11 protein-coding genes are annotated in these 12,710 nt (G+C 41.5%); all 11 read right to left on the reverse strand.

Annotated features, from left to right (window positions below):
• Positions 1-18 precede the first annotated feature (18 nt).
• Complete coding sequence (cysP, locus tag AVZ68_RS00665; protein WP_059102613.1) at positions 19-1,089, reverse strand: sulfate permease; 1,071 nt, start codon at positions 1,087-1,089, stop codon at positions 19-21.
• Positions 1,090-1,148: 59 nt separating this feature from the next.
• On the reverse strand, positions 1,149-2,273 hold the full coding sequence (gene sat, locus AVZ68_RS00670) for a sulfate adenylyltransferase (protein WP_059102614.1): 1,125 nt from the start codon (positions 2,271-2,273) through the stop codon (positions 1,149-1,151).
• Positions 2,274-2,365: 92 nt separating this feature from the next.
• Entirely contained in the window at positions 2,366-3,763 is a 1,398-nt protein-coding gene (locus tag AVZ68_RS00675; protein ID WP_059102615.1) for a sulfatase family protein, read from the reverse strand.
• A gap of 220 nt (positions 3,764-3,983) precedes the next feature.
• Complete coding sequence (locus AVZ68_RS00680) at positions 3,984-4,640, reverse strand: YesL family protein (protein ID WP_059102616.1); 657 nt, start codon at positions 4,638-4,640, stop codon at positions 3,984-3,986.
• 351 nt (positions 4,641-4,991) lie between these two features.
• Complete coding sequence (locus AVZ68_RS00685; protein WP_059102617.1) at positions 4,992-6,371, reverse strand: sulfatase family protein; 1,380 nt, start codon at positions 6,369-6,371, stop codon at positions 4,992-4,994.
• 15 nt (positions 6,372-6,386) lie between these two features.
• A complete protein-coding gene (locus AVZ68_RS00690) occupies positions 6,387-7,319 on the reverse strand; it encodes an AraC family transcriptional regulator (protein WP_059102618.1) in 933 nt (310 codons plus the stop codon).
• Between the two features lie 401 nt (positions 7,320-7,720).
• Positions 7,721-8,737 (reverse strand): Gfo/Idh/MocA family protein, encoded by a 1,017-nt coding sequence (locus tag AVZ68_RS00695; protein ID WP_059102619.1) that lies wholly within the window; start codon positions 8,735-8,737, stop codon positions 7,721-7,723.
• Positions 8,734-9,561, reverse strand: a complete 828-nt coding sequence (locus AVZ68_RS00700) for a sugar phosphate isomerase/epimerase family protein (protein WP_059102620.1) — start codon at positions 9,559-9,561, stop codon at positions 8,734-8,736. The genes AVZ68_RS00695 and AVZ68_RS00700 overlap by 4 nt, the downstream gene beginning before the upstream one ends.
• A 20-nt stretch (positions 9,562-9,581) precedes the next feature.
• On the reverse strand, positions 9,582-10,466 hold the full coding sequence (locus AVZ68_RS00705; protein WP_082676225.1) for a carbohydrate ABC transporter permease: 885 nt from the start codon (positions 10,464-10,466) through the stop codon (positions 9,582-9,584).
• The gene (locus AVZ68_RS00710; protein WP_059102621.1) at positions 10,463-11,329 is read right to left on the reverse strand and encodes a carbohydrate ABC transporter permease; all 867 of its coding nucleotides are present in this window, start codon (positions 11,327-11,329) and stop codon (positions 10,463-10,465) included. The genes AVZ68_RS00705 and AVZ68_RS00710 overlap by 4 nt, the downstream gene beginning before the upstream one ends.
• Positions 11,330-11,389: 60 nt before the next feature.
• The gene (locus AVZ68_RS00715) at positions 11,390-12,709 is read right to left on the reverse strand and encodes an ABC transporter substrate-binding protein (protein WP_059102622.1); all 1,320 of its coding nucleotides are present in this window, start codon (positions 12,707-12,709) and stop codon (positions 11,390-11,392) included.
• Position 12,710 lies beyond the last annotated feature (1 nt).

Genomic DNA, 12,710 nt, shown 5'->3' on the forward strand with positions numbered 1-12,710 from the left:
TTTTTCCTTTCTTCTACTTTATTGGCGGTCATTCAGCGTTTTTCTATGTTCTCCTTGGATAGATCGATAGAGACTGTAAGATCCAACCGTTGCCACAAAAACACTAATAAGAACAAATAACGTATAAAAATCCCCTGAGTGGAACAGAAGAATAAGGCCATACGAAATGGCTAGCGCAACCAATGGGGAAGAAATCCAGACCTTTACAATTCGTCTAATCACTGATTTCTGCCAAAGAGCAAAGCCGTTTTCCGCAGTGCCTACTCCCACAATCGCTGATGTCGTAATTTGTGTAAGAGGGACAGGCATTCCAAACATCGAAGCTATAACAACGAGAGAACCACCAGTAAACGAAACCATGCCGCCCTGTATCAATGACAAGTTGGTAATTCGTTTTCCGTTCGTCTCTAGTACTCTACCGCCTAGGGAAAATGCTCCTACCGCCACGAAGAATCCCCCTATCACAACAGCGGTACTTACATCCAAGACGCCTGCCCCAACCAGGGGGCCAACTGCGTTAGCCACATTATTCATACCGGCAGCAAACGCCTCAAAACAGCCACACATTACAACTAAGATAGCGAGTGGCTTACGCCATTTTCCTTTTCCAGATAGGAATGGGAAATTCTTTTCAAGTAACTGAATCACTTTCCCAAAAACAAATGCAAGAATGAAAGAGGCGACCGGCAGTGTGATCCAAAAGCTAACGATGAAGAGTAGATGCTGCCAATAAAGCGACTGAAAGGCAATACCCGTTCCGACAATAGACCCAACTACAACTTCACTTGTGGATAAGGGTATGCCAATTATATTTGCAATAAATAATGTTAAGCATGAAGCCGAGAGAACAATAAGAACTACATCGATTTGCATCACATTCGTTGGGACAATCCCCTCTCCGATGGTTCGAACTACCTCTCCCCCAGCAAGTGCTCCACTCCATGCACACACGCCCACGAGAAGCATGGCTACACGCCTTCTTTTAATCGCACCACTTCCATATGCCGGACCCATAGCCGCAGCCGTCCCACTCGCGCCTATATTCATCGCAAAGAAAAATGCAATTACTACAGCTGCTAGCTCTAGCATGCTCACCAACCTCCTCCTTTCATCACTCAATCATGTGACCGGTCCATGGAAAGTGTGTTCTAGTCGCTTACTCCTTTTATTAATACTTCAACTACTTCTTTCCTGCTAAATTCTGGGGGAGGAAAAATACCGTCTTTTAACATTTCACGCACCTTTGTACCCGAAAGAACAACACGTTGGCTTGAATCATGGGGACATGTCTTTTGGGAAGCCATATTGTCACATGATTTACAAAAGAAGCTATGCTCAAAGAAAAGCGGCTTAATACCAAGCTCTTCCTCATCGAATTCAGAAAAGACATGTTGGGCATCGTAGGTACCATAATAATCTCCTACTCCGGCGTGGTCTCTACCAACAATAAAATGAGTGCACCCATAATTTTTTCGCACTAGTGCATGAAAGATCGCTTCTCGAGGTCCTGCGTAGCGCATTGCTGCTGGAAAGACGGACATGAACACAGATTGTTTTGGGTAATAGAGATTAAGCAGTACCTCGTAACTCTCCATCCGAGCCTCCGCTGGTACATCGCCCGCTTTTGTTTCCCCGACGAGAGGATTTAAAAACAAGCCATCCACTGTCTCGAGTGCTGCTTTTTGGATGTACTCGTGAGCTCTATGCACGGGGTTTCTCGTTTGAAAACCCACAACAGTCTTCCACCCTCTTTTTGCAAACGCCTCCCTCGTTTCGACTGGGTCTAAATAGTAACGTGCAAAACGTGTATGCTCAACGCGGCGAGTCAATACGATCTCTCCTCCTACATAGAAGGGGGATCGGAAGTACATATTAGAAACTCCTGGATGGGAGACATCCTCAGTCCGGTACACTTGTCTTGCCTCAATAGACTTATCCGGCAGGTACACATCTTCAACCTTGATTACCCCAAATACGCGACCCTCATAGACTAGCTTTGCCTTTGCTCCAGCTAGAAGCGATGCTGCTTTCTCTTCAGGAACAGGAAGAGTAATCGGAATGCTCCAAGGAGCCCCATTAGCCAACCTCATCGTATGAACAACAGATTGATAGTCTGACTTGTTCATAAAACCTGTTAAAGGGCTATAGGATCCTATCCCAATTAATTCGAGATCAGACAACGCACATGTATCTAACTCAATTTCTTCCTTGATGCTTGAGGTATCATACGACAATTCTACTGAATTAATTAAGGGTTCTGATAAAACCTCCATGCTCTTCCTCCTTGTTCTTGTAAAGCTTGATATGTTTTGGCTGGCCCACTTAAATCAGAAAAGGGACACGCCATTATATAGATTCAATCCCTTCATCTACTCTTAACCATTAGATCGTGTAAATAATCAAAGCGTTCTCGACTGGGATTTTCTTTCCATTCCTCCCAAGTCAAACCAACCTCTGAAAGGATACGTTCGATTCTTTTACGGAAGGGCAAGCCTTGTTGCTCAAGCACATATTCCATTGGATCTTGATTGCCTTGTAGTTTCTGTTCAATCCATTGATCCAGCTCCCGTTCAAACCCTTCAGCAACAGTTGGTGCCGATACAATAAGATTATTTTTTTCTGCTGGATCAAGCTGAAGATCATACAGCTCGCGCTCTGGACGTTTGAATACCCCTGCATCCATGGTGCGTATGAATTTATACTGACTTGTACGTACTGCCCGACTAGCTTGCCAAGCACACTCGCTCAGAAAAAGCTGTGGATGTGTTTCTTGTTTTTCTCCATTGATGACAGACCACAAGCTTCTCCCATCCATGCTTTCCGGCAATGGTATGCTTAACGCCTCTAATATTGTCGGCATCATATCAACCTGCTGCACCTGCCCTTTAACTCTTTTTTTCTTGTTAATCCTCCCAGGCCATCGCATAATCATCGGAACTCTCACCGTGGGCTCATAGAGACCGCAATGGTCCCAGTAAATCTGATGTTCTGTCAGACTTTCCCCATGATCACCAAACAGAATGAGAAAAGTTTCTTCATAAATGCCTAATTCCTTCAAGTACTCATCGAGCTCTTTTAGCAAATCATCCAAATAACGAATTTCCGAATCGTATAAGGCATTGATATAATCGGCATCCTTTACTGGACCAATATGTTGAAAATGATGCTGTTTAAAAAAAGGATAGGCCAAGTGGTTATAGGCTGGTTCGACACTTTGATATGCCGTACCATCATATGGGTTTCGATCTGGCGGATAAAATTCCGGTATATATTTTTCTGGAGGTAAATAAGGCGTATGTGGGTCCCAGTAATGAAGAAATAGAAAGAAGTCTTCTTCCTGGTGCTCTTTAATCCAGAGTTTTGCCAAATCATTAACTCTTCGACCATCAATCCAACGTGTACGGCCAATTGAATTAACATAATACTGATACCCTCTGGCAAACCATTCCTGCAAATGATAAAGGTTGTCAACAGCGGCAGTCGTATATCCATAATTCCTTAGTAGGGTGGGTAGCCAATCAATTGATTTAGGTAGAAAACTAAGGGAGGATCCATGGGAAACTACCCCAGTTGTTAATCCTACCTTTCCAGTAAATATGCCAGTATGTGCCACTTCCGTTGGAATATCAGCAGCAAAAGCTTGCTCAAATAGGACACCTTCTGATGCAACCTGATCAAGATAAGGGCTTGTGTTACGATGGTATCCGTAGCACCCTAAACGATCAGCCCTTAATGTATCAATGGAAACAAAAATTATTTTCATCTTATCCCCCCGTTGAGTATATATAAGCTTTCATAACAAATGTGCATTAGGGTTTAAAGTTCACCCATCAAACCACAGTCTAGGTCGCATGCTCCTTGCTAAAAACCTTGCAACCAATGACGATATCTCCATCGCATTATGATCCTCATACGCATGTTAATCATGTGCATAATCCTAAATCTCCCTTCATTTCAAGGCGATAAGTTAGTTAACCCCGCCACTATATCTGTTTTTGTTCCTTTTCTTTCGCTTTCAAGATGGTCGCTCTCTGTCTTTTTTGAATATGTGTGAAAGCTATCTCGGCAGACCACATTAGAAAAAAAGCAATCAAGCTTGCGGCTGTTATTGGAACGAGACCAGGGAGCTGAAACAAAACAACAAAGATAATAAGGAGACCTGAAATCATCATGATGGTTGGTAATGGAGACACAACCATTGTCAAAAAAGCAGTTTTTATTGTGGCCAAGATATTGTTTGCGTAATAAGTGAACACTGGAAAGATATAAAGAGCAGTAAGGATGTAAATAAAGGTAGTCATAAACCATACATTCATTAATAGAAAGAATGTCATTCCACCCAGCTGCTGTATTAATTCATAATAAACAAATAGTGCGAGCCCAGTAATGAAGACAATGTAGCCAAGCTTATTGCTTTTAAAAAAATCACATTTGAATTGGTACCAAAACCTTTTAAAAACAGGGATGTCTGTTTCTCCCTCCAGCCATTTCCTTATGATAAAAAACATCGCTGCAAGAGCGGGGAAAAATCCGAATAACACAAGGGAGGCAACAGAAAAAACAACGAATAAAGTGTTTACATAAACGAATTTCAAAATCCATTCTGGGATCTTTAAAATGCCGAAGCCAATACCTTGCAAAGCACTTTCCTCCCTTTCATAAAGGCTATCCTAATGCGATAGCAAACTCTGCTTTCATTTTATAAAAAATAAAAAAGATTTTCCGTGTTGATCAGGACAATGGAACGGCTGTTAAAGCCACAGAAAAAGAGCCGGAAAGGCTCTCAGATTGATGAAAAATCTCCTATTTTGCAAGTTGAACTTTGAAATTAGAAGGTTTTTCAGTTTCACTTCTCATCCGACACTATATACAGCTGGTTTAAATGTTTTTGTCACTTGACCCAGATTACATGAAGCTTGATGTCAAAGACTGTCCCAAAAGCCCTCCGTTCTGAGTTGTTATTTCTCCGCTCTACTATTGACTTTTTCCATTCAATCTTTTGCTTGCAGTGATCTTGCTTTGGTAATGGAACCTAAATAGAGACTATCATAAGCCTCCTGCGAGGTTTGGAACGGTCCTCTGTCTAATCCATGATAGCCAGTGTTTGTGTACATGGGATTGCTTCGACCAGTCTCTTTCTCTCTTTTCTTTATATGATCTTCCATTCGCTGCTGCAGAAGTGCAACGACTTCTGGCTCTTCTGCGGCTACATTGTTATTTTCTTTCGGGTCCTGAACCAAATTATACAACTCCGTCATTGGTTTAAAATGAAAATCAGGCTCTAATGCTTGAATGAGCTTCCAATCCTCGGTACGCCAGCCGTGCTTTCTCATCCAAGTGCATTCTGTAATATAAAATTCTGATACTCTTTCTGTCTCTTCTTCACTTATCATCGGAAGCAGACTTTTCCCTGTTCCGCCGTTAGGATCATCAATGTGAAGTAAGTCTAATACAGTTGGCATGATATCTTCAATGAGACTAACTTCAGCAATTCGTTTGCCAGCAGGAACTTTCCTCGGAAACTTTATGATTAACGGTACGGACAGGCAATTATCATACATCCCGTGGTGGTCAAAGTAGCAGTCATGTTCATAAAGGGTCTCTCCGTGATCTGAGGTCACAATGATGAGTGTTTCTTCTTCGATGCCAAGGTCTTTTACGGTTTGAAACATATTTTTAATACAGACATCCATATAAGCAATAGCCCCTTCATATTGAGCAGAAACGTATTGCTCATCGGTTACTCCCTCTGGAATCCATGATTTGAAAAAATCTGCATGCGGTTTAAAATTGTAAACTGGCTCCAACGTTTTATTTTCAGGATCCCTTTCGTTACGGTCATAAAACATTCGATCAAATGGCTTTGGCGGAAGATAAGGCGAGTGCGGATCCATATGACGAAGAAATAAAAAAAATGGACTCTCCTGCTGAGCTAGCCGCTTTAACTCTGGAATCGCCACGTCATTTAAATGCTCTGCTTTCGAACAGCGCCCAGTTTCATCTGGCATCCAGGCTTCATAATCTAGGTAATGATGAAATCCTCTTGAGGATGGATTATCCGTAAAGCCTACGCACGTTGTTTCATAGCCATGTGTTCCTAATATTTCTGCTAACGTTTTTGTGTTTTCTCCGCCAACCGGTCCCTTATGTCGAAGAGCAACGACATTAGTATCGAAGCAGTCCCCTCCGGTCAGCATATTTGCATATGCAGGCGTCGTAGGGATACTAGGGCTGAAATGCTGTTCAAATAACACCCCTGCTTCGGCAAATTTGTCAATATGTGGTGTGGTTTGATGATGAAATCCATAGCTACTCATATAGTCTCCTCGTAAACTATCTATTCCAAAAATAATAACATTCGGCTGTTTCATTGACGCTCTTCCTCCCTATACATTTTCAAGTGCTTTAAGCTTGCTTTCTATTAACCCTTGTCTAGTTCTTTCTCTATATTTCCCTGGAGAACATCCCACTTGGCGAGAGAATAGACGCGTGAAAAATGCTGGATCTTCATACCCCACCTCTAACGCAATATAAATGATTTTCTCGCTCGTCTCTGCCAGCAATACTTTTGCTCGTTTAATCCTAATTTGATGTATTGCTTCAATGATGGTCTGACCGCTTTCCGCTTTAAACACTCGATTTAAGTGCCTTGAGCTAATGTTAAATAAATCAGATAGCACGTCTAACGTTAGCTTTTGGTCATAATGTCTTTCTAAATAACCCCAAATTCGCTGCACGAGCTGCCTTCTCTCCATGTGCTTCACTTCGAGGTGCCTTGTCGACGTACCAACTTCTCCATATATTCTTGATAATTCAATCAATACTTGCACAAGCTGCAGGCGGATTACAGTCGCATATCCTGTTTTCTTCTGTTCGTATTCTCTTAACATTGTTTCAAACTGTATGTGGATGTCAGCCGCACATTTCCCTCGTAAGTTCAGACAATGGTGAAACCTTTCTTTTTTATGCAAAAAAGGGTGAATATAAAAATAGTCCATCGATTCGGAGACGCCTAATTCTCTTAACCAAATATCATCAATCAAAGGTGATAAAAACAGACAATTTATGATGCCGAGTTCTTTTCCTTGATGCAATTTATACGTATGCACTTCGCCAGGGTTAATAATAAAGGCATCCCCTGCATACAAGCCATATTCCTCTCCTTCAAATACATGGGTTGCTGTTCCATGTGTTACAAATACGAGCTCAATAAAATCATGGCCATGAACAGGAGGAAGATTGTTTTCTATGTGAATTTTATGATCAATCCAAAAAGGAAACTTTTTTTCACGCATAAATTGACTACTTCTCATTTTCATCCCTATTCCGCCCTTCTATAAAATTATAGTCTAAGGGTGAAAAGCATTTAGTTCAATGGGAATAAGCCATTGTCGTAAATAATGCTAACGGTTTCTGAGAAGTGTCGAGCCGGGGTGCGCTGAACCACCTACAGGAACCGATCTTTCTACCTTAATCGCTTTGGAAACATTGGGACAGAGCAACCTTGTTTATCTTTTATTTGATCGAGTCGAATGTGTTTGGTTCGCTTTACTCCACATTCTATCCAAAGTCATCCATAGGTTCCTAGTCCCCAAAGAAAAGCGGGTGGTTGATGTTTCATTTTTCACATTCAAAATACATACCACATCATGACTGGCTTGACACCTGTTACTCTTAGATTACAAAAACCCCTCTGGAATAATCCATTCTGTCTTTCCCATCATTGCACCACTGTCTTCACAGGTGGCACCTCAATGGCCAAACCACCTTTCAACTGAGAGCGTATTGCTGCTTCAATTATTTCTTGACCAGCTAATGCATCGGCCCCAGAAGCTTCCATTTTCTCAGGGGCAATGTCTTCTTTAATTTGCTTTATGAAATAATCCAATCTATTTTTGAACGTTTCTTGAAAGCTTCCTACTCCTGTCATGATTGAATTGCGTAAAACGAGCAGCTCATCCCTATCATGCGGGTAAAAGGTGAAGTTCTCGTAGACATTATCAATAACAAATCTACCCTTATTTCCAGCTACCTCACAATATTCAATTGGATGGCGCCCTGCCATATCATAGCTTCCCGTTAAATGTCCGACTGCCCCAGACTCAAATTCCAGATTGATAGATGCCGTCGACCAAATCTGACGTCCTGGAGCTTTTGTCATAAAGGATTGAACCCGTTTAATGTCTCCTCCAAAGTAGCGAAGGACATCTATAGAATGGGGGTGCAGTGCCCTTAAGTGAAACCATTCACTCGTTTCGCTCGGATTTTGAATTGTCAGCTTCATATTGAAAAATAGCAACGTCCCCAGTTTTCCATTTTCAATGAGCTCTTTTCCTTTATAAGCAGGAGGGACAAAGCGATGATTTAAATTGCTAACAAGACGAACCTTTTTTTCAGCAGCGAAGCGTACCATGTCGCGTGCTTCCTCGATATTGTTAGAAATAGGTTTTTCGACAAGTACATCTTTTCCCGCTTCTATTGCCATCATAGCCGGTTCAAAATGGTCCCCACCGTTTTCTTCTCCTGAGGTCGCTATGCTGATCACATCTATTTCTTCGTCAGCAATCATTGCCTTCATATCTGTGTAAGCCTTGCAACCATACAACTCTTCCATTGCCTGAACACGGTCTTCCACTAAGTCACAAGCTGCCACCAGCTCTGCATCTGGATTTTGACTATAATACCGGCAATGAATTTTCCCTATATTATTCACCCCAATAACGGCCACCTTAATCATTTAATAACCTCCTTTTTCCCATATGCTTCTTCAAATAACCTAGTGAGATATCCATGACTCTCTGCTGCTATAGCCGCTACCTTTGGCAAATCATACTCTTTGGCTCCTATAATTTCGAGCACCGTTGCTCCTTGATAGCCTGTATCTACCATTTTCTGAACGACTTCTTTTAATGGAACGGTGCCTCTGCCGGCAATTTGATATTCTGGCGCTGCTATTTTTAACTCTTCAATAAAAGTATCCCTGATGTGCGTATGAATCACATGTTCTTGCAACGCTTCCACCGCTTTAACCGGATCATCCCCAACACGTCCAATGTGAGTAGCATCAAGGTTCAGGCCAAGTGCTGGGTGCTTTACTTCTCTCATCAATCGAAGCGCTGTTTCTGTATTGTAGATGCTTTGGCCGTAATGAAGCTTTAACGCATATTTGATGCCAACATCGTTTGCGGCTATCGCCAACTCCTCTATTGCCCGGAGTGATTGCTCCATTTTTTCTTCATCATTAGATTCTCCAGCGCTTCCCGTAGTGACCATTGGAATACCAAGCTTAGCAGCTCTTTCGAATACTCTTTTTGTCCGCTCTCTGTTCTCTGGCTCTAAAATGTTAGTCGCAGCTTCCACACTATAGAGGTCCAGCTCCGCCTCTTCTACCCAATTTTTGATTTCAGAAAGCTCAGATTCTAGAGCTGCATCCTTTAAATGCTCAGCCATCCCAACAATAGAGGCAAGCTCTATTCCTTGATAACCACTGAATTTGATATATTCAATGGCCGTTTTTAAATCATATCCGCCAAATAATACAGAGTTCACTCCAAGTTTCATTTTTACATCCCCTTTTAAAATTATCCTTTAACAGCACCTGCTGTCATCCCAGCCACAATTCTCTTATTAAAGAAAATAAATAAAATAAGCGGCGGGATAGCAATCAATATGACATTTGCAAATAGCAAGTGATAAGAGGTTCCAAACATACCCATATAGTTATATAACGTCAGCTGTACGGTAGCATTATCTGCACCTGGAAAAAAATACAACATGTTTTCAAAGTCGTTATAAACTTGTATGGAGGACAAAACAATAATGGTAGCGGTCACCGGTTTCAACAATGGAAAGATGATTTGAAAAAATAACCGCAATGGCCCGCACCCATCAATTAACGCTGCCTCATCTAATTCTCTCGGTATCGTAGCGACAAAGGCTCTATAAAGAATACAAGCAAACGAGAAACGTAATGCCGTCTCTATAAAAATGATTCCTGGCATTGTGGCAAAAAGGCCCATTGATTGTAGTACCCAAATCGTCGGCACAATAGCTGGTGGAATCATTAAACCTATTAACACGAGATAATTTAACTTTTTTGCACTTTCCCTACGAGCTAACACAAAAGCTGCCATGGAGCAGATAATAATTAAAATGATAATCGTCACAACGGTAATCACTGTACTATTAAAAAAAGCAAGAAGAAGTCTATAATTGTTAGCGCTTATTACTTCTGAATAATTGGCAACGAATTCAAAAGCGCTCGGCCAAGCTAGCGTTAGCTCTGCTGCTTCTCCGGGAGACTTCATAGAGTTGATAAAAACAAAATAAGAGGGAATACCGAAGAAGATGGCAGCAACGATGAATCCTAATACTTCAACCCATAATGTTTTCCTTCTTTTCGGTTTTGTTGCAGATATTGTTTTATTTGAGCCTAGCACTGAGGTTTTGTTGTCACCAACACTCATAGGTCCACCTCTTTCCGGTTGATAAACTTAAAGACAGGAAAAGCAATCAGTGCTACAAAAAGGAACAAAATAACATTCCCCGCCGTTGCAAGACCATAAAATCCGCCGGCATACTGCTTATAAATAATAGAAGCTAACACATCCGAACTAAATCCTGGGCCGCCGCCTGTCATTGCCCATACAAGATCAAAGTTTCTTAGTCCATCAATGAGGGCCAAAATAATAACTGTATTCATGGCAGGACGTGATAATGGAAGTGTTATATTCCAAAACTCCTGAATTGAGCTCCCTCCATCAATTCTTAGCGCTTCCCTGTACTCATTTGGAATAGCCATAATTCCAGCTATAAAAATAACAACGGCAATTCCGAGACCACGCCAGATATCAGTAAATGCTACAGAGAATATTGCTAGATCTGGGTTACCTAACCAATCAACTCCAGGAATGCCAAATAAGTTTAGCGCATCATTAATCAATCCATTACTCGGATGCATCATTACACTAAAGGCTGACCCAATAGCAACAGCACTGATAAGAACTGGAAAAAACACAAATGAACGCAGAAGATCTCTATTTTTTATTTTGGAGCAAAGAAATACAGCAATTAATAGACCAAGAATGATTTTCCCTGTCACAGCTGTAACAGCAAAAAATAGTGTATTTCTAAAACCTATTCGTAAAGAAGGGGTTTCGAAAAACGTAATAAAATTCTCAAACCCAATAAATTCCCAGTCAGTTAGCGTCCACCATGTCATGCTGTAAAAAAAGGACATGCCCGTAGGAAAAAGAAAAAATACAGTATAAATGATGGCGGCTGGTAAGAGGAAGTAATACGAATACATCTTGTTATTGATTTTATTCATTTACACCACTCCTTTTAATCAGACATCCCAGCCTTCCAAGGACCGAGATGTCTGCACTTCTTACCAATCACGAATACCCAACTGTTCCGCTCGTCGCCTAGCATCTTGGTCATAGTTTGCTGCAGCTTCTTCAGCAGTTGCCTGTCCATTCGCAACTTCAGACAAAATCTGGGGCAATTCCGCTCCCTTAATAGGGCTGGCAAACTCAAGGGCAGGAGCTGTTCTCTCTTCATCAAAGTATGGCTGCATCTCATGAACTGCTTCATAGGCATCGTCTGGGACGTCGGTACCTTCTACAACGTAAGGACCTACACTGTCAAATGCTTCAGCAAAAATTTCCTGACCTTCTTCTGACATATAAAACTCAAACCACTCTTTTGCAGCATCTACATGTTCCGATGCTTCACTGATCAAAAACGCATTTGGCATCCATACTGTAAATCCGGGTTCATGGTCACCGTCCCCTGGCTGCGGAAAAATTCCGATATCTTTTACTTCATCTGGATGATTATCTTCTATTGTTGGTAAAATTTGAGACAAGTTTGCGAAATGAGCAGCCTCTCCAGTTGCCAGCATAGCCATTCCCTGTTCGTGCGTGGTGGCATTAAAATCATCATTATATAAATCTTTGCCTCCTCGGCCAAGTTCATAAGACTTTTCGAACCCGCGTAAGGCAGCTGGAGTATCAGCAAACTTTGATTCGCCCGCTGTATACTCCTCTGCAAAATCCGGTTCCATTTTTTGGACATTATAATAATCTGCCAACAATGGAATTTGAGTTCTTGTTATTTCATCAAATGAGCCAACTGTTCCTATATATCCCGCATCATCTGCAGCCTGAATGTTTTCTATCAGCTCATCCCATGTCTCAGGTATCTCAAGACCTAGCTCTTCATATATTGGTTTGTTATAAAACCATCCTCCTACTGAGCTAGATTGGTCTGGAACCCCATATATGTCACCATCAAATTCAACGTTTTCTATATAATCATCCATCATACGATCAACGTATGGCTCCTCGGTTAATGGGACAAAATGCTGAGATGGATTCAGTGTTTCTAAAAGGGCACCAGAATTGAAAAGCACTATATCTGCAATTTCACCAGTTGCAAGCCTTGTGTTGACTAAATTTTCCCCTTCCGGTCCACCTGGTCGTGTTTCGAACGTTATGGAGATATTTAATTCCTTTTCAGCAGCTTCTGCGACAGCTTCAATTCCTCGTGAATTAGTATCATCACCAATCAGAAACTCCAAGTTCACAGATTCATCTGAAGTTGATCCTTCACTTACGGCCCCCTCTTCTTCTCCACAAGCCGCCAAACTTAATGTCGGCAGAAGTACACTACCGAACAAAAATAAGTTTTTCTTAAACGTTTTCACT

The sequence above is a fragment of the Shouchella shacheensis genome (genome assembly GCF_001484965.1).
In the GTDB taxonomy this organism is placed as follows: Bacteria; Bacillota; Bacilli; order Bacillales; family Bacillaceae_D; genus Shouchella; species Shouchella shacheensis.

What these genes read in the sequence shown, in the direction of transcription:
- cysP (WP_059102613.1), bottom strand. Translation starts at nt 1,089, where the DNA reads ATGCTAGAGCTAGCAGCTGTAGTAATTGCATTTTTCTTTGCGATGAAT.
- sat (WP_059102614.1), bottom strand. Translation starts at nt 2,273, where the DNA reads ATGGAGGTTTTATCAGAACCCTTAATTAATTCAGTAGAATTGTCGTAT.
- AVZ68_RS00675 (WP_059102615.1), bottom strand. Translation starts at nt 3,763, where the DNA reads ATGAAAATAATTTTTGTTTCCATTGATACATTAAGGGCTGATCGTTTA.
- AVZ68_RS00685 (WP_059102617.1), bottom strand. Translation starts at nt 6,371, where the DNA reads ATGAAACAGCCGAATGTTATTATTTTTGGAATAGATAGTTTACGAGGA.
- AVZ68_RS00690 (WP_059102618.1), bottom strand. Translation starts at nt 7,319, where the DNA reads ATGAAAATGAGAAGTAGTCAATTTATGCGTGAAAAAAAGTTTCCTTTT.
- AVZ68_RS00695 (WP_059102619.1), bottom strand. Translation starts at nt 8,737, where the DNA reads ATGATTAAGGTGGCCGTTATTGGGGTGAATAATATAGGGAAAATTCAT.
- AVZ68_RS00700 (WP_059102620.1), bottom strand. Translation starts at nt 9,561, where the DNA reads ATGAAACTTGGAGTGAACTCTGTATTATTTGGCGGATATGATTTAAAA.
- AVZ68_RS00705 (WP_082676225.1), bottom strand. Translation starts at nt 10,466, where the DNA reads ATGAGTGTTGGTGACAACAAAACCTCAGTGCTAGGCTCAAATAAAACA.
- AVZ68_RS00710 (WP_059102621.1), bottom strand. Translation starts at nt 11,329, where the DNA reads ATGAATAAAATCAATAACAAGATGTATTCGTATTACTTCCTCTTACCA.